The sequence below is a fragment of the Neoakkermansia glycaniphila genome, from assembly GCF_001683795.1.
GTDB lineage: Bacteria > Verrucomicrobiota > Verrucomicrobiia > Verrucomicrobiales > Akkermansiaceae > Akkermansia > Akkermansia glycaniphila.
The window spans coordinates 1-24,211 of sequence record NZ_LIGX01000010.1 but is presented as its reverse complement, the minus strand read 5'-3'; the positions used below and the strand labels follow the sequence as shown (position 1 = coordinate 24,211).

At 57.7% G+C, this 24,211-nt stretch carries 18 protein-coding genes and 1 pseudogene; 11 read left to right on the top strand and 8 right to left on the bottom strand.

All coding sequences use genetic code 11. From position 1 onward, the window contains the following. Positions 1-16 precede the first annotated feature (16 nt). From AC781_RS02920 to AC781_RS02905, 4 genes are all read right to left on the bottom strand, one after another. Positions 17-1,480, bottom strand: coding sequence for an efflux RND transporter periplasmic adaptor subunit (locus AC781_RS02920; protein ID WP_141675718.1), 1,464 nt, complete (start codon positions 1,478-1,480; stop codon positions 17-19). Between the two features lie 349 nt (positions 1,481-1,829). Beyond that, on the bottom strand, positions 1,830-3,767 hold the full coding sequence (gene speA, locus AC781_RS02915; RefSeq protein WP_067773215.1) for a biosynthetic arginine decarboxylase: 1,938 nt from the start codon (positions 3,765-3,767) through the stop codon (positions 1,830-1,832). A gap of 38 nt (positions 3,768-3,805) precedes the next feature. Next, positions 3,806-4,999: a carboxynorspermidine decarboxylase gene (gene nspC / locus AC781_RS02910; protein ID WP_067773212.1), complete on the bottom strand. Its 1,194-nt coding sequence runs from the start codon at positions 4,997-4,999 to the stop codon at positions 3,806-3,808. 15 nt (positions 5,000-5,014) lie between these two features. After that, positions 5,015-6,121, bottom strand: coding sequence for a hypothetical protein (locus AC781_RS02905; RefSeq protein WP_067773210.1), 1,107 nt, complete (start codon positions 6,119-6,121; stop codon positions 5,015-5,017). A gap of 342 nt (positions 6,122-6,463) precedes the next feature. Here AC781_RS02905 and AC781_RS02900 point away from each other — a divergent pair, with 342 nt between their 5' ends. The 3 genes from AC781_RS02900 to AC781_RS02890 all read left to right on the top strand — a co-directional run bounded on the left by AC781_RS02900 (position 6,464) and on the right by AC781_RS02890 (position 12,716). After that, positions 6,464-7,222, top strand: a complete 759-nt coding sequence (locus AC781_RS02900; protein ID WP_067773208.1) for a hypothetical protein — start codon at positions 6,464-6,466, stop codon at positions 7,220-7,222. A 120-nt stretch (positions 7,223-7,342) separates the two neighbouring features. Then, entirely contained in the window at positions 7,343-10,141 is a 2,799-nt protein-coding gene (gene polA / locus AC781_RS02895) for a DNA polymerase I (protein ID WP_067773205.1), read from the top strand. A gap of 388 nt (positions 10,142-10,529) precedes the next feature. After that, a complete protein-coding gene (locus AC781_RS02890; RefSeq protein ID WP_172801758.1) occupies positions 10,530-12,716 on the top strand; it encodes a sulfatase-like hydrolase/transferase in 2,187 nt (728 codons plus the stop codon). A gap of 79 nt (positions 12,717-12,795) precedes the next feature. Here AC781_RS02890 and AC781_RS02885 read toward each other — a convergent pair whose 3' ends face one another. The 3 genes from AC781_RS02885 to AC781_RS02875 form a co-directional block, all read right to left on the bottom strand. Continuing rightward, positions 12,796-14,202 (bottom strand): MBL fold metallo-hydrolase RNA specificity domain-containing protein, encoded by a 1,407-nt coding sequence (locus AC781_RS02885; RefSeq protein WP_067773199.1) that lies wholly within the window; start codon positions 14,200-14,202, stop codon positions 12,796-12,798. Between the two features lie 154 nt (positions 14,203-14,356). Continuing rightward, entirely contained in the window at positions 14,357-14,803 is a 447-nt protein-coding gene (locus AC781_RS02880; RefSeq protein WP_245741059.1) for an NADH-quinone oxidoreductase subunit A, read from the bottom strand. A 26-nt stretch (positions 14,804-14,829) separates the two neighbouring features. After that, complete coding sequence (locus AC781_RS02875) at positions 14,830-15,897, bottom strand: hypothetical protein (RefSeq protein ID WP_141675717.1); 1,068 nt, start codon at positions 15,895-15,897, stop codon at positions 14,830-14,832. Between the two features lie 150 nt (positions 15,898-16,047). Here AC781_RS02875 and AC781_RS02870 point away from each other — a divergent pair, with 150 nt between their 5' ends. Further along, positions 16,048-16,485, top strand: a complete 438-nt coding sequence (locus tag AC781_RS02870) for a hypothetical protein (protein ID WP_067773190.1) — start codon at positions 16,048-16,050, stop codon at positions 16,483-16,485. A gap of 89 nt (positions 16,486-16,574) precedes the next feature. Here the strand turns inward: AC781_RS02870 and AC781_RS02865 are convergent, their stop codons facing one another. Next, positions 16,575-18,122, bottom strand: a complete 1,548-nt coding sequence (locus tag AC781_RS02865) for a TIGR03790 family protein (protein ID WP_083076467.1) — start codon at positions 18,120-18,122, stop codon at positions 16,575-16,577. A 185-nt stretch (positions 18,123-18,307) separates the two neighbouring features. Here AC781_RS02865 and mce point away from each other — a divergent pair, with 185 nt between their 5' ends. The 7 genes and pseudogenes from mce to AC781_RS02825 all read left to right on the top strand — a co-directional run. Beyond that, positions 18,308-18,739 carry a methylmalonyl-CoA epimerase gene (mce, locus tag AC781_RS02855; protein ID WP_067773181.1) on the top strand — a complete coding sequence of 144 codons (432 nt, stop codon included), beginning with the start codon at positions 18,308-18,310 and terminating at the stop codon, positions 18,737-18,739. 26 nt (positions 18,740-18,765) lie between these two features. Further along, positions 18,766-20,322, top strand: coding sequence for an acyl-CoA carboxylase subunit beta (locus AC781_RS02850; protein WP_067773261.1), 1,557 nt, complete (start codon positions 18,766-18,768; stop codon positions 20,320-20,322). A 3-nt stretch (positions 20,323-20,325) separates the two neighbouring features. Then, entirely contained in the window at positions 20,326-20,811 is a 486-nt protein-coding gene (locus AC781_RS02845; protein WP_067773178.1) for an OadG family transporter subunit, read from the top strand. Positions 20,812-20,862: 51 nt separating this feature from the next. Beyond that, complete coding sequence (locus tag AC781_RS02840; protein WP_067773175.1) at positions 20,863-21,267, top strand: biotin/lipoyl-containing protein; 405 nt, start codon at positions 20,863-20,865, stop codon at positions 21,265-21,267. A 52-nt stretch (positions 21,268-21,319) separates the two neighbouring features. Next, positions 21,320-22,720, top strand: coding sequence for a sodium ion-translocating decarboxylase subunit beta (locus AC781_RS02835; protein WP_067773172.1), 1,401 nt, complete (start codon positions 21,320-21,322; stop codon positions 22,718-22,720). Positions 22,721-22,802: 82 nt separating this feature from the next. Next, positions 22,803-23,531: a biotin--[acetyl-CoA-carboxylase] ligase gene (locus tag AC781_RS02830; RefSeq protein ID WP_067773169.1), complete on the top strand. Its 729-nt coding sequence runs from the start codon at positions 22,803-22,805 to the stop codon at positions 23,529-23,531. 117 nt (positions 23,532-23,648) lie between these two features. After that, positions 23,649-24,211, top strand: a pseudogene (locus tag AC781_RS02825) (acetyl-CoA hydrolase); the annotation flags it as partial.

Below are 24,211 nucleotides of genomic sequence, written 5' to 3'. Positions count from 1 at the left end.
GAGACGGGCGGAATCCTCACATGGGCGGTCCTCCATGGCCGCCACCGCCGGAAGAGCGGGCGCTACCCTTGGAATCAGCTCCGCCCGTACCGCGCTTCGGCATCTTCGGCATCTTGGGACCGAACGGATTCGTCCCGCCGGCCGTGGCATTTTCCTGACCTTCAGTCCACTGCTGCATCGCCGTCACCAGCTGCATACCGGGCTTCAAGGAATCCGGCTCCACCGGAACAATCACCGTCTTGGCTCCGTCCGACTCACTGCGCCGCACCCAAACGGGCCGCACTTTATCCTCACCGGAACGCACCCACACAGCGGCAACCTGTTCCGCATCCGCAGCCTCACCCTGCTCCGCACGCATACGGTGGATTTCCTTCATCTTTTCCTTGTAAGCAGGCAAAACGGATGCTTCGATCGCATCCTCCTTCGGTCGGAAATTGAACACCGTATTCGGCACAAGCAGCGCATCCTTGACCTCCTTCACCATAATATCCACATTCGCGGAAAGATACGGCAGGAGCATCCTGTCCTTATTCTCAAAATCGATTTCCACGATATACGTCACCACATTCGACGTCATCGTCGCATTGGGACGAATCTTGTTCACCTTCCCCTCGAACGTCTTGTCCTTGAACGCATCCACCGTGAAATCCACGCGCTGGCCCGGCTTCACGCGGCCGATATCCGCCTCATTCACGGATGCCCAAATCTGCATGTGCGACAAATCCTTGGCAATCAGGAACAGCGTCGGCGCGCTCATGCTCGAAACAACCGTCTGCCCCACATTCACCTGCCTCACGATAATCGTACCGTCTGCCGGAGCGAGAATCTTCGTATAATCGCGGTTGCGGAGCTGGGTGGCAAGCTGCGTCTCCGACGACTTCAAATTCGCCTCCGCCTCCGCCTTCGATGCCGTGGCGGACTCCAGCGCAGCACGCGCCGCCACCAGAGAAGCCTCCGCTACTTCGGACGCGGAAACATACTGGTCGAAACTCGACTGGGAAAGAGCCTCGCCCGGCCCCAGCTTCTCGGCACGGTCGCGATCCCGCTTGGCCTGATTGAAATTGGCTTCCGCCTGCACGATGCTCGCCTTGGCCTGTGCAATGCTGGCGGCGGCCTTCAGAATACCGGCCTTGCTCTGCTCCACGGCAGCCTGCGAACGGCGGATATCGAGCTCCACCACCGTATCGTCGATACGGGCCAGAAGCTCGCCCTCTTTCACCTCGCTGGCATAATCCACGGAATTGCCATTCACATCCTTGCCCAACTCCATGATGAGGCCGCCCACCTGGGCGCCTACGTCGATCAGCTGCTGGGGTTCCAGCGTACCCGTGGCCTGCACGGAGATATGGAAATTATCCTGTGAAATATCGGCAGTCTGGAAAACCACCTTCTTCTCGGCGTCGGTTCCCCAGATATACCACGCAGCCCCACCGGCCACACATACGGCTATGGCAATCGCCCATTTGGAAATCTTGTTCACGGCAGAAAACAATATAGAAAGGTCTTTTAGTTGTCAAGATGCAATAGTTATAAAAAGTAAACTATTTTACACCATCGCATAAATGAAATGAATAAAAATCACAAAAACTTGAATAAGAATAAATTAAAATGTTCATAAAAGAGGATTTATCTGAAGAAAAAGCGACCGCACGGATGCACGCACGCGCATCCGGAAAATCCGGTGTTGCGAAGTAAAACACCGGAGGATCGCCGCAGTTGCAAAAAACATGTCTTTTGTTCAACCAACCGACGACCTCTTCCGCAGCGCGCGGAATTCTCCTTGCAACATACTACGTCCGAAAAGAGCAAGGCCTTTCAAACGAATCGGATCACAACTCGTAATACGTATAGCCGTTCAAGCCCATACGGAAAGCCTCCATCGCATTGCGGCGTTCGCGCGGCGTAATACGCTCGTCCGCCACCGCCTGTTCCGCGAAACTGCGGAACTTGACAATCAGCTCCTTGGGATCATATTCGACGTACGACAGCACATCCGCCACCGTATCGCCCTCCACCTCGTGCGTATAAACGGGCCGGTCCCCTTCCAGATGCACGCCGACCACATTCGTATCGCCCAGCAGATTGTGAAGATCGCCCAACGTCTCCTGATACGCACCCACGAGGAACACGCCTACATAATAATCCTCATCCGACGCCACGGAATGCAGCGGCAGCGACTTCGCCACATCTTCGCGATCGATGAAACGATCGATCTTGCCGTCGCAATCGCAGGTAATATCCGCCAGCACCGCCTTCTTCGTCGGCCTTTCATTCAGCCGCTGCAAAGGCATCACGGGGAACAGCTGCTTGATCGCCCATGCATCCGGCAGGGACTGGAACAAAGAGAAATTACCGTAATAAAAATCCACCATCGAATCCGAAATCTCGCGCAGATCTTCGGGAATCGTCTCCATCTCCGTCAGCATATGGGCGATGCGGTTCAGGATATGCCAGAAATACGCGCCTCCGAGTCCCCGCTCGCGCAGGGAGGAATTGCCGTAGAAAAACTGCGCCCGAAGCTGGTCGCGGTAGTAGCAGGCATCGTTATAGCACTCCTGAATATTCTTGCGGGAAAGCATGCGGCTCGTCTCGGCAAGGGCCTTGAGACTATCCAGCGCATTATCGGGCACAGGAGGAGGCTCATCGCCGCCGGGGGCGGCTGCCACATCCAGAATATTGAACACAAGCACCGAATAATACGTCACCACCGCACGGCCGGACTCCGTCACCAGCGTCGGGTGAGGCACATTGTGCTTCGTGCAAAGCTCGCCCACCACCTCGACGATATCGCGGGCATACTCCGCAATCGAATAGTTGCAGGAAGAATGGAAATTCGTCTTCGAACCGTCGTAATCCACGGCGAGGCCGCCGCCCATATCGAGCGTACCCATCGGCGCGCCTTCCGCCACGAGATCGATATAAATACGGGTCGCCTCCGTCAACCCTTCGCGGACGACGGAAATATTCGGAATCTGGGAACCCTGATGGTAATGCAGCAGCTTCAGGCAATCCAGAGCATCCGCCGCCTTCAGCTTATCCACCACATCCACCACCTGCGCGGCATTGAGGCCGAACACGGAATTATCCCCGGCGGATTCCGACCAGTGGCCGGACCCCTTCGCCGCGAGACGCACCCGCACACCGAGATTCGGACGAATCTTCAACTTCTCGGCACGCTTCAAAATGGCATCCAGCTCATTCGGCATCTCCAGCACGAGGTAAATATTAAGCCCCATCTTCTGCCCCAGCAGCGCAAGATCGATAAACTCGTCGTCCTTGTACCCGTTGCAAATCAGATAAGCCTTCGGATTGTGCATGTGCGCCATGGCCGCAATCAGCTCGGGTTTCGACCCGGCTTCCAGACCGTAATCGTAGCGTTCGCCGTACCGAGTCACCTCCTCCACAACCTGCCTCTGCTGATTCACCTTGATGGGATACACTCCCTGATAACCACCTTGGTACTTCACCTCGTCGATCGCCTTGCGGAAACTCTCGTTCAGCTCCTTGATGCGGCTGCGCAGCAAATCGCGGAAACGCAGCAGCACGGGCACCGTCGTACCGCGTTCGACAAGACCTTCCACCAGATCATGCAGACTCACATCCTTGAAGGAATTGCTGTCGCTCTTCAGACGCACCGTCACTTCACCCTGGCGGTTCACCCGGAAATAGCCGTTGCCCCATGAATCGATCCCGTACAGCTCGGCGGAGTCGTGATGGCTCCATCCCTTGACCTTCTGCTTGATACCTTCTTTATTGCGAGCGCCCATGATCGTGCTAAGTTGTGCGCGGGTTATAGCACAACGAATCAGCCCAAGCGAGCCTCAAAGTCATCGTACGACAATTCTTTCACACAACACACCGCACCGCCTGCTTCCTGCACGGCAATCGACGGATGGGGCACCCCGTTGAAAAACGTCGTCTTCACGATCGTATAGTGCGACATATCGTCGAACAACAGCTCATCGCCGACCTCCAGAGGCGCATCGAACGAATAATCGCCGATCACATCGCCTGCCAGACACGTCGGCGCGCCGAGGCGGTACGTCACCGCCTGCTCGCCGGGCTGCCCGGCCAAGGCATACGACTCGCCCGGCCACGCCACGGCGGGCGCAGCTTCACCGCCCTGCCCGCCCACGCGAAACACATCCGGACGGTACGGCATCTCCAGCACATCCGGCATATGGGCCGAAACGGACACATCGAGAATCGCATGACGCACGCCCTGAGACTCGAACACATCCAGCACGCGGCAACGCAGCACGCCCGTATGAATGGCCCACGCCTCACCCGGCTCCAGCAGCACCTCCACCCCGTAGCGTTCCCGCACGCGGCGTACGAGCTCCACGAGCAGCCCCCGGTCGTAATCCGGCTTCGTCACCCAGTGGCCGCCTCCCATATTCAGATACCTGATCTGAGGAGACGACAGCAACTCGCCGAAGTTCTCCTCCACCGCATCCAGCGTCACCGCCAGATCCTCCGCTCCCTGCTCGCAAAGCGTATGAAAATGCAAGCCGGAAATCCCTGTCAAATCCGCCCCCTGCAACGCATCCGCCGTCATACCGAGCCGCGAACCCGGCGCACAGGGATCGTACAGAGCGGTATGCCCCGTCGAACACTGCGGATTGATACGCAGGCCGCATTGCAACTCTCCCGACAAAAAGCGGGGATGCCGCATCAGCTCATCCCGGAAACGGAACCACTGAGACAAACTGTTGAAATCGATATGGTGGGCGAACCCCGCCAACTCCTCCACCTCGCCGTCCCGGTAAGCCGGAGAATAAACGGCCACATGCCCTCCCGCATGACGGGAGGCAAGCTTCGCCTCGTACAGGCCCGACGCACAGCATCCGTCCATAAAAGGCTTCAGCGTACCGAAGGCAGCCGTTGTGGCAAAACCCTTGAGCGCCAAAATCACAGACGCTCCCGACTCATCCGCCACTGCCCGGAGAATGCGAGCATTGCGCTCCAGAGCAGGCAGACTGATCACAAACTGGGCCATAAGCAGGAACAAGCCTTATGCCGCCGAAGAGGGAGCATCGTTCACCTTCATCTCGTCGGACGACTTGCCTTCCTCGCCTTCGGGCTTATCGCCCTTCAGCGTCTTTTCCGCTTCGAGAATACGGGCCTTCAGCTTATCGAACGCCTGGGAAACATACGACTTCAAATCCGGGCGGGTCGTCATCTGGTACACCGTCTGGCACTGCGTCGCCGCTTCCAGCCAGTAATTCTTGGCCTTCTCCAGCTGGGCGCACTTGTCCTCCAGATCGCCGAGAGCCGAAATCGTATGCATCAGCTTGATGCGCAAAGCCGCTTCATCCTGCTGTGACAGATTCTTCAGCGAAAGGGCGAAATCCACAGCCTTCTGGTACATATCGCGGGCATCTTCCAACTCATCGGCATTCACCAGCATATCCGCCACATTCTTGTAGGAATCCATCAAATCCTTCGCAACCGCATGGTAAGCAGGAGACTGCTGTTCTCCTTCAGCCGGCTTGAGAAGCTCAAGAGCCTTCCTGTCCGCATCCACACAGGCACGGAAATTTTCCAGCGAAGCCTTGGAATCGTCCTTGGCAAACAGCAACACGCCAAGCCCCCGCATCGCGCCGCTGCGAAGGCGGATCGTCTCCACCTTCTCCTGCGGCAGGGCATCCGTGCGTTCCAGCACATCGCGATAGCTCGACTCTGCCTTCTCGATCGCCTGCAGGGCAGCCTGCAAATCGCCCACCTTATTGCCCACGCGGCAAATCAGCACGACATCTTCCTCAGTCGGATTCTTTTTGGCCTTCAAGGCATCCAGATAATTCTCCGCAATCTCGTTCAGGAAACGGACGGACTCGTGAATCTCGGGAGTCTGCGTATACGGGCGAAGCAAATCGGCAAGCTCGAACACGGACCTCTCCGCAAACACCTGCGAGGCTGCCTTCTCGGCAGGCTTTGGAGCTTCCACCGGGGCCGGAACCTTGGGAGCGGCAGCCGCATCCTTCGCCACAGCCGGAGTTTCAGGCTTCTTGCCGTCCTTGCCGGACTTACTGTCGCCACAGGAAACCAAAAGACAGGCAGACGCCGCCATGGACAATCCACAGCCCAAACCGAACCTCGCAAAACGATCCAGAATCATCATGCGCTTATCTTGCAGGACGAGCCCCGGTGCGTCAAGATTATTCCCGGACGTACGGACGCATGACAGAAAACAGGCATCGAAATAACTTCACACCCTGCAACAATTTCTCCACCAGCAGTGAACCATCGCATCGGACATAAAAAAACGTTCCGGTTATGACAAAAAGAACCACACATTCCACTGCCGAGCCATGCAAGAACATAAAACACATTCAAAACCATAACAGAAAATAAATTATACCAATAAAATGAAATCCGGACATAAAAAAAACATGGAAAAGCGAGAGTTTTTGCTTGAGATAGGCCGTCTTCATTGATTAGAATAAGGGACACCGAATACGTCATGATGAACTTCGTCTCTTTCCGCAACAAACTTACCTTGGCTTTCGGGCTTGCCGCTGCCGCCATGGCACTCAACTCTTGCAGCACCGCGCCTTCGCCCTCCAACGTAGCCAATCGCCTGGAAAAGGCAACGTCTACGCAAGTGTACAGTTTCAACGACCAGATGCGCCCCGAACTGCGCACCTTTGAATCCTGCGGCCCCATCCCCGAACGCGCACACCGCGCTCTCGTCGAATGGGTACGCACCGGCGAACGCAAGGACTATTCCTACGCACGTCCCCAGTACTTCGTCGAACTGATGAACGACATCAACGGCAAACCCGTGAAATCCATCTGGTCCATCTGCTCCGACAGCAACGGCAACCTTGTCGGCGTACTGGTGCCGAAGCACAATCTTGATGCGCGCAGCCTGCCGACCGTCGGCAACTACGACATGTACGTCTGTGAAACTTCCCGCGCTCCCGAACTCAGCGAAGCCATCATGATCTCCATGGCTCCCTGCGACGCATACCGCAGTGCCAATCGCGCCTACAACGGCCTCAAAACCATCAGCAAACCGCTGACGAAGAGCGAACAGGAAGCCCTTGCAGAAGCCAAGCGCCGCGACCGTGCCGCCGCCATGTCCGGCGGAGCCGCTCCGGCAGCTGCCGCAACACCTGAAGAAGACACTCCGGCAGACAGCACCGATGCGACGACGACCGACACCCCGGCAGACACCTCCGACTCGGGCACCACGGACGACACGACCTTCGGTTTCTAAGAGCCTTTCCATCATGAATGAAAAACGCGGCCTGCTGGATGCAGGCCGCGTTTTTCGCATTCCGCCGCACGCGCAACCGGAGCTTGCTGCCGGCCCTTCCCTGTGCTACAATCCCATCGCATGGGAGATCAACCGACACAACAGCTCTTTATCCTCGATGGCATGGCGCTCGCCTATCGAGCCTTCTACGCCTTCATCACCTCGCCCATGCGCACCTCGGCGGGACTGAACAGCTCTGCCATGTTCGGCTTCACCAACACTGTCGCCTCCATCATCGACAAGGAATCCCCCACCCACATCATCGCCTGCTTCGACGCAGGCAAAGAAACGGCCCGCCACCTCCTCTACCCCCAGTACAAGGCCAACCGGCAGACCATGCCCGATGAACTGCGCGCCTCCATCCCCTACATCCTACGCATCCTCGAAGCCATGCGCATCCCCATCCTCCGCATGCCCGGCTACGAAGCGGACGACCTCATCGGCACCCTCACCCTGCACGCCGAGCAACGCCCCGCCATGTACTCCTACATGGTCTCGCAGGACAAAGACCTCGGCCAGCTCCTCTCCCCCACCTGCCTCATGTGGAAACCCGGCAAACGCAGCGCCGAACATGAACTCATCGATTGCGAACGCTTCACCGCCGACTGGGGAATACAAACGCCGGAACAAATCATCGACATCCTCGCCCTCATGGGCGACGCCTCCGACAACATCCCCGGCATCCCCGGCATCGGAGAAGTCACCGCAAAAAAACTCATCGCCGAATACGGCTCCGTCGAAGAACTCCTCGCCCGCACGGCTGAAATCAAGGGCAAACGTCGCCTCGTTATCGAAGAAAACGCCGACAAAGCCATCCTCTCCAAAAAACTCGCCACCATCGACCGCCACGTCCCGCTGGAATTCGATCTGGACTCCGGCAAACGGCAGGAATACGATGCCGATGCCCTCTGCGCCATCCTGCACGAACTCGAATTCAAACAACTCGCCACACGCCTCTGCGGAGGCAGGCCAAACGTCCAATGGCAACCGGGAGACCTCTTCTCTCCCACCCCGGCAGCAGAACCGGAAACACACACCGCGCCCCCCGCTCAGAACAGCGACGGACAAATGCTCCTCTTCGAAGAATCCTCCCTCAAAACCATCGACGACATCCCGCACACCTACCACCTCGTCACCACGGAAGAGGAAAGAAACAGCCTCATCACGCGGCTCGCAGCCGCCCCTCTCTGGAGCTTCGACACGGAAACCACTGGCCTTGATCCCCTGCAGGACAAACTGCTGGGCATGTCCTTCGCCTTCACACCGCACGAAGCCTACTACGTCCCCGTCACAGACGGCTTCGACCTGCAAACCTTCCGCCCTGCGTTCGACTCGGCAGCCGAAAAAATCGGCCACAACGTCAAATTCGACCTCGAAGTCCTGCACGCAAACGACCTCGCCACCTCCGGCCCCTACTTCGACACCATGCTCGCCCACACCGCCATCGCGCCGCAACTGCGGCACAACATGGACGACATGGCCGAAAACCTCCTCTCCTACTCCACCATCCGCCTCGAAACCATCGCCACCAAAGACGGAGCCATCGACACCGCCTCCGTCCCGCTGGAAACCCTCGCGCGCTACGCTGCGGAAGATGCGGACATCACCCTTCAGCTCGCCCTGCACCTCAAACCGCAGCTCGAAAAACAAGGCATCGCCGCCTTGATGCAAAACATCGAATACCCCCTCCTCCCTGTCCTCGCCTCCATCGAAGAAGAAGGCATGAACATCGACCCGGCCATCCTTGCCCACGCCTCCGGAGAAATGGGTCTCTGCCTCGAAGCCATCCGCGAACGCATCGATACGGCCGTCGGCCGCCCCATCAACATCAACTCTCCGAAACAACTGGGCGACCTCCTCTTCGGAGAAATGAAACTGTTGGAAAAACCCAAAAAGACGAAAACGGGCCAATACGTCACCGACGAAGAAACTCTCCGTCGCCTCGTCCCTTCCTCCCCCCTCGTCGCCGACATCCTCGAATACCGCGAAGCCGCCAAACTCAAAGGCACCTACCTCGATGCCCTCCCCCGCTTCATCTCCCCGAAAGACGGCCGCATCCACACCACCCTCCTCCAAATGGTCACCGCCACCGGGCGGCTCGCCTCCCAATCCCCCAACCTGCAAAACATCCCCATCCGCTCGGAAGCAGGCCGCCTCATCCGCCGCGCCTTCATCCCCCGGAACGAACACTACGCCATCCTCTCCGCCGACTACTCGCAAGTAGAACTCCGCATCATGGCCGCTCTCTCCGGCGACCCTCACCTCATCGAAGCCTTCCAAAGCGGCCGCGACATTCATACCGAAACCGCCGCCCGCGTCTTCCACATCGACCGTCAGGACGTCACACCCGACATGCGGCGCGCCGCCAAAACCGTCAACTTCGGCATCATCTACGGCATCTCCGCCTTCGGCCTCTCCCAGCGCCTCACATGCTCCCGCACGGAAGCGGCCCAGCTCATCGACAGCTACTTCTCCGAATTCCCGCAGGTCAAAACCTGCATGGACGACCTCATCACCACCGCCACACACAACGGCTACGCCGAAACCCTCTGCGGACGCCGCCGCCTGCTGCCCGACCTCGCCAGCGCCAACGGCAACCTCCGCACCGCCGCCGAACGCACCGCCATCAACACCCCCATCCAGGGCACCGCGGCAGACATGATCAAACTCGCCATGATCCGAGTCCACAACCTCCTCGAAGGCAAACGATCCCGCCTCATCATGCAAATCCACGACGAACTCCTCATCGACCTCCACGAAAGCGAACACGACATCATCCCCTCCGTCATCGCCGCCATGCAGGGAGCTCTCCCTCTGCCGAACGGCGTCCCCCTCGCCGTCGATGCCAACACGGGCCGGAACTGGCTCGAAGCCCATTGACCCATCCGCCATTCGCCACACAACCCCTCGCTCCGTTCCGGCCAGACATCGAAAATACCATCCTTGGCAAAAATACCGGCACGGGTAAAGAATATCTCGACTGGCCCGGAGACGGATGTCACACGCCCGCCACCTACATCCTTGACAGAACAGGACAAACACTTGGCATCGTGAGGCATTATAACGGATTTGAAGGCATTCCCGGCTCCCGGTGCACCCCATACAGGCGCATCGGAAAAACATGGAAGGCAGAGGCTGCTTACCCTGTCGCGAGAGAACGCCCGCATAGGCGCATCGCCCGGCACTCCAAACTGCGCCGCGGAAGCGTTACACAACATTTATTCTTGAAATACAAAACATGCATGTTATCCTTAACTGCATGCACTTCATGCGTTATCTCCTATTGTTCGCGGCTTGCATCACTTGCACCCATGCAGCTCCTGAGGAAAAACCGAACATCGTCTTCATCCTGGTCGACGATATGGGATGGGGCGAACTGGGAACCTTCCACCAAAACCAGCGGGCCGCGAAAGGACAGCCCGCCATGCAAACGCCCAATCTGGACACCATGGCCAAGGAAGGCCTCCAACTGCGCCGCCACTACTCCTCCTGTCCCGTCTGCGCCCCGGCGCGAGCCTCCCTCTTCAGCGGAGTCCATCAGGGCCACGCCGAAACCGTCCGCGACAACAGCTTCGACATCCCTCTTGAAAACAGCCACACCCTCGCCTCCGTCCTCAAACAAGCAGGTTACAGCACCGCCCTCATCGGCAAATGGGGACTCGCCGGAGGAAAAGAATCGGGAGGTTCGCCCGAAACATCCAGCGCCTACCCGACCAAGCGGGGCTTCGACTACTTCTTCGGCTACCTCGACCACATCGCAGGCCACCGCCACTACTCCAAAGACGACCCCCACGACCCAAGAAGCGAACACGGCAAAAATGCCGTTTGGGACAACGACCGCATCGTCACCGACGACTGCGACAAATGCTACTCCACCGACCTGCTCACGGCACGCGCCAAAAAATGGATCATCGACCAGAAAAAGGAACAGCCGGACAAACCCTTCTTCCTGGCCCTCACCTTGATTGCGCCCCATGCCGCACTCGAAATACCGACCATGGCCTACCCGCAGGGCAAAGGCCTCAAAGGCGGCCTGCAGTGGCTCGGCACGCCCCATAAACTCATCAACACGGCCGAAGGAAAAACCGACTCCTACATCTACCCCAAATACGCAAACAACAAATGGCCTGAATCCGCCAAACGCCACGCCACCATGATCGCGCGCATCGACGATGCCGTGGGCGACATCCTGCAACTGCTCAAGGATCTCAAGATCGATAAAAACACCATCGTCATCTTCACCTCAGACAACGGCCCCCACAACGAAGGCAGCTTCCGCGGCCCGGCACAAGACCCCACCTTCTTCCAAACCTACGGCCCCTTCGACGGAATCAAACGCGACACTTGGGAAGGCGGCATGCGCGAACCGACACTCGTCCGCTACCCCGGATTCGTCAAAAAAGGCATCTCCACCCAGCCCAGCCAGTTCCATGACTGGATGGCCACCTTCGCCGACCTCGCAGGCGTACCCAGCCCGGCCCGTTGCGACGGCGTCAGCCTCGTCCCCGTCCTCACCGGCAAAGGAAAGCCCACCCCCGGCATCATCTACACCGAATACTGGCAAACCACCAAAACGCCGAACTACAAAGACTTCAAGGAAAACCGCCGCAACGGCGTACGCCAGCAGGAACAAGTCATCTACTACAGCGAAGACGGCAAAAACAACTACAAAGGCGTACGGCTCAACATCGCCGATGAAAACACTCCGTTTGAAATCTACGACATTGACAAAGACCCCGGCGAACGCAACAACCTTGCCGGCACCAAGGCAGGAGCCGCCATGCAGCAATGGATGCAAAACCGCATCCTTCAAATCCGCCGCCCCTACGACTACACGCACAAAAACCGAGGCACCTTCGCCCAGCGCCCGTACGACAAAGCCCTCGTTCCGGCAGCTGCGCCTCAACCCAAACAAACGGAACAGGGCCTGCAAGGCGTACAGCTCAAAACTGCCTGCCCGTGGGTCCCGGACAGTCGTTCCCTTGGCAAACTGAATACTCCTGCACAGGCACTTCCGGCAGCGGTCGATCCGGCTTCCACCGAACTTCCGGCCGGCACCGTAACCGTCTACTACGGCTATCTGGACATCCCGAAAGACGGAGAATACAAATTCTACCTGACCCTCGACGACGTAGCCGGCAGCAAAGCCTACGTCCGCATGCACGACTTCCAACTCATTGATGCGGACTTCAACTACATCCCCGGCAAAGAAATCGACTCCTCGTCCGCCATCAACACCACGGAAGCAAACCCAAACAAAACGGGCCTCAAAGCCGTACCTCTCAAAGCCGGAAAACACCCCATCGAAATCACTGTCGTACAGGGAGAAAAAGCCCCAGGCCACATGAAACTCTCATGGGAAGGTCCGGGCATCGACAAACAACCCATCTCGGCCGAACGGTTCCAGTCTGTCAAAATCAAGGGAAATCCCCTCACCGCCCCTTGGCGCAACTGAAACATCACCATTCACACATCGACAAAAAACCCCGGAGAGCAATCTCCGGGGTTTTTGCATCCTGCACGGGAACCGAACATCAGCAGGCGGCATACCCGTTCAGCACGCCAATCTCAGCCTGGCAGCCGAACCGCTCATGCAAAGCCTTCTGCATGGCAAGAGTTGCCTCGGGATCGCCATGCACGAGAAACACCCGGCTCTTGGAGCCCCCCATCTGTCCGAAATAATGCAACAGCTCATTCTCATCCGCATGCCCCGAAAACGAATCCATCTCCTCGATACGGGCACGCACGGGATAAAACTCGCCGAAAATGCGCACCTCCTTCTCTCCATCCATAATACGCCTGCCCAGCGTATGCTCCGCGCAATAGCCGACAAACAGCACCGTATTGTTCGGATTGCCGATCCCATTCTTCAAATGGTGCAGAATACGTCCTGCTTCGCACATCCCCGAAGCGGAAATGATAATCGCCTGCCCCTTCAAACGGTTCAACGCCTGCGACTCCGACACCGACCGAATCAGCCTCAAATGCTCGAACCCGAACGGATCCTTCTCTTGAAACAGGAAATCGTACACCTCCTTATTGAAACACTCCGGATGAATGCGGAAAATCTCCGTCGCACTCACCGCCATGGGACTATCCACGAACACCGGAATACTCTTCAACGAACCGTTCTTGTATGCCTTGTGCAGCAAATAAAGCAACTGCTGCGTACGTTCGACGGCGAACGCGGGAATCAGCACCTTGCCGCCACGCTCGATCGCATCGCGCACAACCGCACAAAACGCCTCGTCATTCCGTGCAGGAGACTCATGAAAACGGCCGCCGTACGTACTCTCCATCAGCACGATATCCACATCGGGCACGACAGCCGGATTCTTCAGCAACTCATTATTTCCACGACCTACGTCACCGGAAAACAGCAGCCTCTTCCTCTTCCCGTCGTCACGGTCATCGATATCAAGGCACACCTGCGCAGCCCCCAGAATATGGCCTGCATCGTAAAACGTCATGGAAACGCCATCGCAAAGCTGCATGGGCCGCTCATACCCTGTCGTCACAAACTGATCCATACACTTCACGGCATCCTGCTCCGTATAGATCGGCACGGCCGGCGCATCATGCCCCCCACGCCGCTGATTCATCTTATTGAAGAAATCGCAGTCGCTCTGCTGAATGCGGCCCGCATCCGGCAGCATAATCTGGCACAAATCGCGCGTCGCATGCGTCGCATAGATATTGCCGTTAAAACCGTTCTTCACCAGATTGGGCAAATTGCCCGAATGGTCGATATGCGCATGGGACAACACCACGCAATCGACCGCTTTCGGATCGAAATAGGGAAAATCCCGGTTGATCCTCAACGCTTCCTCGCGCCGGCCCTGATACATGCCGCAATCCAGCAGAATGCGCCTTCCGTTCACCTCAAGCAAATGCTGGGACCCTGTCGTCGTACCTGCCGCTCCACAGAAATGTATTTTCATCACTCGAAATCATAACAGAAATGGTAGTGCATTCAAGCGAGAAAGCCTCCATTCGCCACAAAACAGCATGACAAAAGTGCGCGCCGGCATCCGCCCGACACAAAAAAACCTGCACCGGAAAGATGCAGGCTCCTTGAAAACTTGACGACTCCGTTCAGGACTTGCGGGGAGCCGGATTATGGTGCCAATTCACCACGCCCTTGCCTACAGCATAAGCATAAGCAAAAAGCAGAATACCGATAAAGAAACACATGGAACCGAAAGCCTCGGGATTCTGCATCACGAAATCCTTGAAATTGATGGCCCACGGATACAGGAACACCACTTCCAGATCGAAAATGACGAACAACATGGCTACCAGATAAAACTTCACCGAGAAAATCGGAGCGCCATCGCCAAGAGGAATCATCCCGCACTCATAAGGAATATTGGCAGGCTTGCGAACCTTGGCGCGGCGGCCGAACAGCACGCTCAAACCAAGCACCATCCCCGCAAAACCGAAGGCTGCGATACACTGAATCAGGGCGGAAAAATATTCTTGAGACATAAGTGACTGCGCTGTTTGTAACACAAAACAGGTAAAAGTCCAAGCAAAAATCACGGGAAAGAGAGAAAAGCAGCCTCCCTTTAAAGCCCCATGATCCTCTTCTTGTAAGCCTCCACGGCATCTTCTCCACGCAAATCGGCCGGATCGTCGAACTCCGGTTCCGGCTCATCTGCGGCAGTATCCGCATCTTTCGGTTCGGGCTCATCCGGCACCGGCTCCTCATCCGTCGCCTGTGCCGCCTGTACGGCGGCGGCCTCCACGGCACTGCGAGCCCCGAGAATATACACGGCCTCCTCACCCTCGCCGTTCCGGGCCAGCACCCACGGAGAAGCGGCAATCTTCACGCCCCACCGCGTCTTGATCGTAGACATCGTATTGGGAGCACCGGACAAATTGCCGAACGCCACCGCCTTCTCCGCCCGATTCACATCATACGGAGCTCCTGTCCCGGCAACCAGAATACTTCCATCCTCCAGATCGGCAGGCTCATCCGCAGGATAAACCGGCATTCGCAGCCACTTCTTGGCAGCCGCAAGCTCCATCGCTTCCAGACGCTCCTCCTGCTCCGGCAACTTCTTCGCTCTCCACTTCCACGAAATCAGCTTCACAACGGACTGGTTAAGCGGCAGACTCACCGCCATATCGTCCACATCCCACTCCAACGACTTCCCGTCAAACCGGTTCGGCACCCCCAGTTCGCACACAAACTCCGCCACCGACAGCCCCAGCCGGGACTTATCCTTATTGCGGCTCTTCATATTGCGCACCACAATCGACGAAACCACGCAAGCTCTGGAAACGGCGGCATCACCGCTTCCCTCACTCCACATCCGGGCATACACATCCTTACCCTTGTACACGCCCGACTTATCCAGCACGATCTCCGGCTGCAGCTCCTTCAGAACATCGCGCACAGCCGCCGCACCCGCTTCACCGCCTTGCGCATCGGACAAGAAAAACATCACACATTGATCCTTGATCGTCAACACAGTCACATTCACTCCATCCTTCTGAAACCGCAGACCTCCCTCTCCCTGTTGCACATTCTCATAATCCTTCTCCACATCGGCCGCATAGGCGCCCAAAAGATCCGCGGCATGGCACCACGCACTTAAAAACAACAGGACAGGCAAAAGCAATCTCATCATAACGATCTGGAAACAAAATACTAAACTAAAGATAAGATGAAGAAATACACTGTTTCTGTCAAGAGAAATTTTCATTCAGAGCAAAACAGACACCAGATTGCCATCTTTGAACTTGACACTCAGCTCCATCAAGATAAAATGCCACTTACTATGATGCAAGCATACACATCCATGTTCGTCGCAGGAGCCGCCCTGATTGCGCCCGCACTCGTCAATGCACAAGAAGCTGCTCCTGCCCAGGAATCCGGCGTTGCAACTCTGGAAAAACTCGTTGTCCATCTCCAAAAACTTGAAGGAACGCTCAAAACCATCACCGATGCAGCCTCTGCGGAAAAAGGCACGGCCGAACTCCAAACCCTCAAGCAGGAAGCCGAAGCCGCCGTACCCGGAGGAAACATCAACATCCCAGAAGAAGAAGCACAGGCCAACATGCAGAAAATCCAGGAATGCCTCCAGAAACTCGGCGCCATCGGCCAGAGCGTCGACTCTGAAATCGCCCGCATCAAACAGGCCGACTGCTACGGCAACGATGCCCTGAAAGCTATCCTCGAAGAACCCGCAGCCAAAGAAGGCGACACAGCCGAATAACCTGCATCATCTCTACCAGTCACCATCATCAACAAAAAGAGCGCTTCCTCCGGACGCGCTCTTTTTTCATCCCTGCCGGCACCAAACTGCTACTTCACCTTGGAAGAACGCACCGCAGGATCCTCAGCCAAAGTCTTCAGTGCAGGAAAAACGGACGCTTTTTTGCGAATCATCTCCGCATACTCCGTATTGCCTAAAACCATCAGCATGCGCCGCAACTCGCCGACACATTCCCCCTCCTGCCCATTTCCCTTATAGGCATCCGCCAGCAAAAGCTGCAACCGCACCCGGTCGCCGAGCCCCGTAGCAGACAACAAAGCCTCGGACAAATACCGCACCGCCTTGGAAAAATCCTTTCTCACCAATGCACGGCTTGCCAGCATCTCCCACAGCCCCGCATTCCCCGGCTGCCGGGCAGCCTTCTCCACCTGCGCCGCCAGCACATCCGCCTCCCCTCCCCACGAGGCAACCGCCACAAACCACGCCTGAAACAGCCGGAACCGGGCATCCTTCTTCATTCCCTCCTTCTTCATTCCCGCAAACGGTCTGTACAGGGGATCTCCGAAAACGACACACTGCCAAGAAAACGCCGGAGCCGCCATCGCAGCGGCTTCCGCCACGGAATACCCCTTCAACAAACGATCATAAAACACATCCAGATGATGGGAACCGCCAAGAAACGGCTCATACACATTCCCCAGCGTCACCGCCGCCCCTCGTTCCAGCAGGGGACCGCTCCATGTCCGAACAGCACTCTTCATCGTCGTCGCGCTGAAAGAATGCAAATGTACAGCCACCGCACCCTTCGCAAAACGGAACGACGCATCCGCAAAAGGCCCGTTCACCTCGCCCGCATACCAGCCGAAATACGAAGCCAGCGGCCCAGGCAGCGGATAATGGGCAGGCAGCGTCTCCCGCGCAGAATCCATCAGCACCGGCACCCCCTTCCCGGAAGCCGTCGCAGCAATACTCTGCATCCACTTGTCTCCCTCACCGTAAGGCCCTCCTGCATCCACAGACATCCACCCCCACAACCCGCCCGCCTTCTCCACCTGAACGGGATCCTCAATCATACGGCGGCAAGCCTCCTTTGAAGGCGCATCGATCCGGCTCACCAGCATCACGGGATACCCGGACATCACGAAACTCTCATCCTGCCCGTAATATGGATTCTTCAGCATCCCGGCACGAGGCACATCACGCACGCCGAGCAAAGCCAGCTCGGAATCCACGGCGGCGGCCGTCGTCTGCTGCCAGGGCTGCCCCTTGGAGCGAGGCTCCTCCCGCACCTTCAAGGGAAGATCGGGCATCAGCACCAGTACGTAAACCTCCGCACCGGAACCGTTGCCCGCCTGCCCGATAAGCGTCGGAAGCCACCAGCCGCGCTGCGCCGCCGTCCTTGCCAAAGGAACCAGAACCTCCGCCTCGAACTCCTTGCGCGAAACCTCCTCCCTGACCGCACAGGAAAGGCCAACCACCTGAGCTGCAGGAATCCCGCGCAGCTCCGCATACCGCTTCGCGCACTCCCGGCTGAAATCGGACTTCTCATTATACACGACGGCCACATGCCGGGGCTGCAAATCATCCGCCCGGCACACCGACAGGCAAAGCACGATAAAACAGATAAGAAAATGCATACGCTCATCCTAACCGCGTTTTTCAACGATGACAAGTTTCGGAAACGGGAAAACGCACTTTTTCGCAACCTGCCCTATTTCTGGCTTCACAAATGGCAAAAAATAATGTTTAATTGTAACAACAAAGCAGCAATACCCAAGCCTACATGCGCGGGTATGGGGCTTTTTATCATCTGCACACTATTATGATCCAGCAAATTGATCACATCGGCATCGCTGTCACAAGCCTTGACGATACAGTTCCTTACTATCGCGATGCGTTGGGATTGGGTGAACCCCACATCGAAGAAGTAGCAACCCAGAAAGTGCGCGTCGCCATGTTCGACGTCGCCGGAGTCCACATCGAACTTCTGGAACCCACCTCTCCGGACAGCCCCATCGCCAAAGCCATGGAAAAGAATGGCGGCCGCGGACTGATCCACCACATCGCTTTCAAGAGCAACGACGTAGCTGGCCAGTTGGAACAGGCCAAAAACGCCGGTTGCGCACTCATCAACGAAACCCCCGTACCTGGCGCCCACAACACGCAGGTCGCCTTCCTTCATCCGAAATCCACCTTCGGCGTACTCACGGAATTCTGTGAACACCCCGACTGCGGATGCGGCTGCAAGCACTGAACCCTCTTATCACAACGACAAGCAACATGGCTATCGACCCCAAATTGATTGACGATCTCAACGAACGCCGCAAAAAAGTCATCCTTTCCGGCGGACAGGACAAGATCGACAAGCGACACGAAAAAGGCGAAATGACCGCCCGCGACCGTATGTCCTACCTCTTCCAGGAAGGCACATTCACGGAAATCGGCATGCATGTGCGCCACAATTGCCACAACTTCGGCATGGGCAAAAAGGAAATCCCCGGCGACGGCGTCGTTTCCGGCTTCGGTCTCGTGGACGGACGTCCCGTGGCCTGTGCCGCATCCGACTTCCTGGCGCAGGGCGGCTCCCTCGGCTACATGCACGCCATGAAGATCGTGGACGCCCAGAAATACGCCCTCAAGGCAGGCATCCCCGTCGTCACGGTCAACGACTCTGGCGGCGCGCGCCTTCAGGAAGGTGTCGCAGCCCTCTCCGGCTACGCACAGGTCTTCTACAACAACGTCCTTGCATCCGGCGTCGTCCCCCAGATCTCCATGATCTGCGGCCCGTGCGCAGGCGGCGCGGCCTACTCCCCCGCCCTCACGGACTTCATCATCATGCGCAACTCCGGCAATGCCGGCATGTACATCACGGGACCGAAAGTCATCGAACAGGTCACCTACGAAAAATGCACCATGGATGACATCGGCTCCGCCGCCATCCATGCCTCCGTCTCCGGCAACGTCCACTTCGTCGCCGAAAGCGATGCACACGCGCTCGACATCCTCAAGCGCCTGCTCTCCTACCTGCCGGCGAACAACACGGAAGAACCGCCGCACAAGCTCGACACCCCGCTCGACCTCGGCAAGGATCCGGGCATGAGCGACATCATCCCGGACACCAACCGCACGCCTCTCGACGTCCAGAAAGTCATCGCCCGCCTCGTGGACGACCAGGACTTCCTTGAAGTGCAGCGCGACTTCGCCAAAAACGTCGTCGTCGGCTTCGGTCGCATCTGTGGCGTCGTCGTCGGCATCATCGCCAACCAGCCCAACGTCAAAGCCGGATGCCTCGACATCGACGCTTCCGACAAGGCCGCACGCTTCATCCGCTTCTGCAACGCCTTCAACACCCCCCTCGTCAACCTCGTCGACGTCCCCGGATTCCTTCCCGGCGTCAACCAGGAACGCGGCGGCATCATCCGCCACGGCGCCAAGCTCATCTTCGCGTACTCGCAGGCCACCGTGCCCAAAGTCACGCTCATCATGCGCAAGGCATACGGCGGCGCCTACATCGCCATGTGCTGCAAGGATCTCGGAGCCGATGCCGTCTTCGCATGGCCGGGCGCCGAAATCGCCGTCATGGGTGCGGAAGGCGCAGTCCCCGTCCTCTATGGTCGCGAACTCAAAGCCGCCGAAGAACCGGCCAAGCGTCAGGCAGAACTGCTCGACGAATACCGGGATGCCTTCTACAACCCCTATGTCGCAGCAGGCATGGGCCAGATCACCGAAGTCATCAATCCGGAAGAAACACGTGCCAAAATCGCCTTCGCCCTTCGCACCCTCCTCAACAAAAAGGAAGTGCGTCCGGCCAAGAAACACGGCAACATCCCGCTCTAATCCATGATCATCGGATCCATCATCGCATCGATCACCGACATCATCTGCGTCAGCGCTGCAACCGAACAATTCGGTTATCAGGGTATGGGCATGATCGTCGTGTTCACCTGCCTTTCGTTCCTCGCCATCATGATCTCCATCTCGGGGACGGTGGCGCAGAAAATGACGAATGCCAAAAAAGCCAAGGAAGCGGCCATCGCCGCAGCACAAACGGCCGCTCCGACCGCAACTGCTGCCGCCGTCGCCGTACAGCCCCAGGCCGGAAGCAATGCAAAGGAAGTAGCCGCTCTTGCGGCTGCCCTGTATTCCTCCGCCAAGGAAAGCCTCACTCCGGAACTCATCGCTGTCATCTCGGCAGCAGTGCATACGGAAATGGCCGGGCAAAGGCACCGCATCGTCGCCATCAAGGCATCGCCTGCCGGATACGCCGCAGCAGGCAGATCGGAAATCTTTTCTTCGCACCGCATTCCCATGCAGACGCGTCGCTAATTGCATCACACTCTCAATAAAAACAAAACAAACCACTTAACATAAAAAATCATGAAACAACTTCGTATTACCGTTGCCGGCCAGACATTTGACGTGACCGTTGAAACCCTTGGTGAAACCTGCTGCTCCGCCCCGGCTCCCGCCGTGGCAGCTCCGGCCCCTGTCGCCGCTTCCGCACCCGTCGCCGCTCCGGCAGCAGCTCCCGCCCCGGCTCCCGTCGCCGCCCCTGCGGCTTCCGGCTCCGGAACTCCCGTTCCGAGCCCCCTCGCCGGCAAAGTCGTATCTCTCGACGTCAAACCCGGTACCGCCGTCAAGGAAGGCGACCAGATCCTGACGCTCGAAGCCATGAAAATGAACACCGTCATCTATGCCCCGCAAGCCGGCACCGTGGCGGCCTTCAACGTCCAGCCCGGTGAAACCGTGCAGGAAGGACAAACTCTCGCCACTCTGGCCTAATCTCCTTGTACAGGCTCCGCAATCAGGGAGCCGCTACGTTTAGAATACCATTATGGTTGAAGCATTTGAAACATTCATTGAGGGGATGGGCATCTTCTCCCTCACATGGCAGATGGCTGTCATGTGGGTGGTGGTCTCAGTCCTCCTCTATCTGGGTGTCGCCAAGGAATTCGAGCCCTTGCTGCTCGTGCCCATTGCCTTCGGCGCACTCATTGCCAACATCCCGGACAACGGGATGACCATCGCGAAAATGAGCCGCGAAGTTGTCTCCTGCAAAGACGGACAACCGCAAAAAACCGTTATCCGCGATGTCGGCGCCCTCCGATTGCACCTCATTCCCCTGGAACACGACAAAACCAAAACACCGGATGAAATCGTAGGCAATGAGGCCAAAATCGCTGAACATCAGGCATTGATGTCGGAACCCATGACAGCCAAACCGACTGTCGACGCCAACGGCAAAGTCGTCAAAGGCGACTACACCCTCAAGGGACAAGCCACGCAGGATTACCTGCTGACAGCCCCCGAAGGCGGCCTCTTCGACTTCATCGGCCTCGGCATCAAATCCGAAATCTATCCGCCGCTCATCTTCCTCGGTGTCGGTGCGTTGACGGACTTCGGCCCCTTGCTTGCCGCCCCCCGCACCATCCTGCTGGGAGCAGCTGCACAGATCGGCGTGGCAGTCACCTTCTTCATGGCCCTCATGTTCGGGTTCAACAAGGGTGAATCGGCCTCCATCGGCATCATCGGCGGTGCCGACGGTCCGACCTCGATCTTCCTTGCCATGAAGCTCGCGCCGCACCTTCTCGGAGCCATCGCCGTCGCGGCCTACACATACATGGCCCTCGTACCATTGATCCAGCCTCCCATCATGAAGCTGCTCACCACGCACAAGGAACGCCGCATCAGGATGAAATCGCTCCGGCAGGTCTCCAAGGGAGAAAAACTCTTCTTTGCCGTCCTCGTCACCGTCGCCACCATCCTGCTCATTCCGGATGCTTCTCCGCTGATCGGCATGCTCATGCTCGGCAACTTCCTGCGTGAAAGCCGCGTCACCGAACGTCTCGTCGGCGCCGCCCAGAACGAACTGATGAACATCGTCACCATCCTTCTCGGCACCTCCGTCGGCCTCACCATGCAGGGCGAACGCTTCCTGCAGCCGCAAACCGCAGGCATCATTTGCCTCGGCATCGTCGCCTTCGGCGTCGCTACGGCTGGCGGCGTTCTCTTCGCCAAACTCATGAACCTCGTCTGGCGCAAGAGCCCGGTCAACCCGCTCATCGGCTCCGCCGGCGTCTCCGCCGTGCCGATGGCCGCACGCGTCTCGCACAACGTCGGCCAGAAGGAAGATCCCAGCAACTACCTTCTCATGCACGCCATGGGACCGAACGTCGCCGGGGTTATCGGCACCGCAGTCATCGCGGGCTACTACATCGCCACCCTCTCCCATTAAGACGGGACGACGTAAAAGCTGAAACAATCAAACAGCATGGGACGGAGCTAGAAGATAACTCCGTCCCATTTGCTTCCCGAATATGGCATCTCCCATCACTTGGACCGTACATGAAGTACAGGAGGCAGTCTCCACCAACGACCTCGCACGCAGCCACGCACCGTGGAGCCTCGTCCGCTGCCATGTACAGACCGGCGGCCGCGGCCGCTTCAACAGAGAATGGATCGGCCAGGAAGGCGGACTGTGGGTATCCTACAACGTCCCTCTGGCAGAAGAATCAACCTCCGATTGGCGCCTTCTTCCGCTCGTTGCCGGCATTGCACTGCTTGATGCATTGAAACCGCACCGCGTACCTGATGCACGCCTGCGCTGGCCCAACGACCTCATGGTCGGCAGGAAAAAACTGGCCGGCATCCTCGTCGAACGCCCCTCCGCCACCATGGCGACCATCGGCATCGGCGTCAACATGCTCAACTCCATGGCCGACCTCGCGGGCAAAACGAAAGACGCACCAGCCCGTATGGCCGACTACGCCGCGCCCTGTCCCGCCGTGGACGAATTCGCCATGCAGCTGGCGCAAGCCATCCAGACCGACTTCCTCGCTTTCGTCCAAAACGGCATGCAGGCTCTCATGCCGAAATTGGAACAGGCATGGGGAAAACCGCGAACCGTCGAAGTCCAGACGGATCAGGCCAACTACACGGGAACATTCATCGGCATCACGCCCGACGGCTCGCCCATCCTCCGCCGCAAGGAAGGGGATCTGCGCGCCATACCGGGCCACACCGTCAACAGACTGATTGAACTGTAACGGCTGCGCCAAAACCGCCGTCTTTCACAAAAACGGACAATCACCAGAAAAAATTCATTTTGCACTAGAAAAAAACTGCCGGGAGCGTTATAGTCTTCCCAGCGCAATTCTTATTTTATGAAGTATCAAACACTCACTCCGGACGAAGCTGCCGCGCTCATCGAGAACGGCGAAAATATTGGACTCAGCGGATTCACCGCAGCAGGCGTACCCAAGGCAACCACGCGCGCCATTGCCAAAAAAGCGGAAGAAGAACATGCCGCAGGCCGCCCGTTCAAAATCAACCTCTTCACCGGTGCCTCCACCAGCGCCTCTACGGACGGTGCTCTGGCCAAAGCCAATGCAGTCGACCAGCGCACCCCCTACCAATCCAGCCCCGATCTGCGCAAAAACATCAACGGCGGCCACACGCGCTACAACGACATGCACCTTTCGCATACGGCCCAATACATGCGCTACGGAGCCCTTCCCCGCGTCAAAACGGCCATCATCGAAGCGGCCAACATCACCGACGACGGCGAAATCACTCTCACCACGGCCGGAGGCAACTCTCCCACCTACTGCAAACTCGCGGACCGCATCATCATTGAGCTGAACTCCTACCATCCGAAGGAACTCCGCGAAATGCACGACATCTACATGCCGCTCGACCCGCCCCACCGCGAACCCCTGCCCCTGAT